The following is a 1,866-nucleotide window of genomic DNA, read 5'->3' as shown; positions in this document are numbered from 1 at the left end:
CCGCCCGCTGCCCCCCCACCCCCCGATGGCCCTGAAGGCGGCGAGCCTCCCAAATCTCCCATCGAGCGCGCCGCCGGGCTGCCGCTGAACGATTTCGGCAACGGGCAGCGGTTCATCATCCATTTCGGCGAGGATGTCATGTGGGTGCCGCGCGTCGGGTGGTTTACCTGGGCGGGCACCCATTGGGCGGCGGATCCGGACGGGCTTGCCGTGCGCTCCCGCGCCCAGAAGCTGGCCGAATTGATCGAGAAGGAAACCGCCCACATCCGGGTGCGCGGCGTGACAGGCGAGCTGATCGAGGAATGCGCGCAGCTCGAAGGGCGATATTCGGACCTGCTGGATGAGCTGGCAAAGCCGGGCCTCCCTGAAGAGGCCAAGGCCCCCCTGAAGTTGGAGCGCGATGAGGTGCTTTCCCGCCTCCGCCTTCTGGAGCCCCAGATGAAGCGCCGCACCGACGCCATCGGAAAGCGGCTGACCCACGCCAAGAACGCCGGCAACAGCGGCCCGCTGACTCACATGCTGGAGGAAAGCCAGACTGCGCTGGCGGTGCCGGTCGATGCGCTCGATGCTGACCCACTCTCGATCTGCGCCCAGAACGGCATTCTGAAATTCGGCGTCGAGCATGGGACAGCGGTGCAGACCTTTTTGCCCCACGAGGCCAATCCCGACGCCCGGGCCGCCCGAATGACCAAGATCATGCCGGTGGATTACAAGCCGGGGGCTCGGGCACCCGAGTGGGAGAAGTTCCTGCTGCGCATCCTGCCCGATCGGGAGGATCGCGAGTTCCTTCAGCGCTTCTTCGGCCTCTCGATGACCGGGGTGACGATCCAGGCCTTTCTCTTCCTCTACGGCGTCGGGGCCAACGGAAAATCCGTGCTGGTCGATACCGTGGCGCGGATCCTCGGCGCCTATGCCGCCACGGCCCGCATCGAGAGCCTCACGGGCTCCAATCGCCGGGGCGGGGGCGACGCAACGCCTGATCTCATCCCGCTGGTCGGGGCGCGCATGGTGCGCACCAGCGAGCCCGACGAGGGGCAGCGCCTGCAAGAGGGCCTCATCAAGGAGTTGACCGGGGGCGAGCCGATCAACGTGCGGGCGCTCCACGGCGACTTCTTCGAGGTTCACCCGAAGTTCAAGCTCACGATGAGCGGCAACCACAAGCCCGAGATCCGGGGCACCGATGATGGCATCTGGCGCCGGGTTCTTTTGGTGCCCTTCGAGGTGCAGATCCCCGAGGCCGAGCGCGATGCCAAGCTGGGGGACAAGCTCTTCGCCGAAGGGCCGGGCATCCTGAATTGGCTCATCGAGGGGCTGTGCGATTATCTGGAGCGTGGCCTCGATCCGCCGCAGAAGGTGCTCGATGCCACCCGCGAATATCGCGAAGACAGCGACCCCGTGGGCACCTTCCTCACCCGCTGCACGGTGGTGACGGGCGATGCTGGCGAGACCATCCTCGCGCGCGACCTGGTGGCCGCCTTCAACTATTTCCGGGCCGAGAACGGCGACAGCCAATGGCAACCGCAGACGGTCGCAAAGCACCTGAAGGACAAGTCGCGCTCATGGCGCCACCCGGCCACCGGGCTCGGCTTCCATGCCGTCAAGGCCAGCGTCAGCCGCTACGATGGCCTCCGCCTCGCCGATGATTTCGGCCATCGCTTCAAGAACGCCCCGCGCGATGCAAGCGGCAAGGTGCTCGGGCTCTTCACCGAGGCCGAGCAATGACGGGAGGCATGGGAGGCACCCCGCACCCCGTGGGAGGGGCGGCCCGGCAGGGGTGCGGGGGGATTATCCTTCCATTTCCGTGGTTTGTGCGGCGTGATGGGAGGCATGGGAGCCTTGGGAGGCATTTTCCCACCTACGCACATG

At 66.6% G+C, this 1,866-nt stretch carries 1 protein-coding gene; it reads left to right on the top strand.

The window, feature by feature from the left end:
• A partial coding sequence (locus tag DYI42_RS23805) for a DNA primase family protein (protein WP_213549606.1) occupies positions 1 to 1,722 on the top strand: 1,722 nt, incomplete at its 5' end.
• Positions 1,723 to 1,866: the final 144 nt, after the last annotated feature.

Origin of the sequence: Vannielia litorea (assembly GCF_018424695.1) — a bacterium.
Classification (GTDB): domain Bacteria; phylum Pseudomonadota; class Alphaproteobacteria; order Rhodobacterales; family Rhodobacteraceae; genus Vannielia; species Vannielia litorea_A.
The sequence above is the reverse complement of the archived record's forward strand: the minus strand, read 5'-3'. Positions and strand labels throughout refer to the sequence as shown.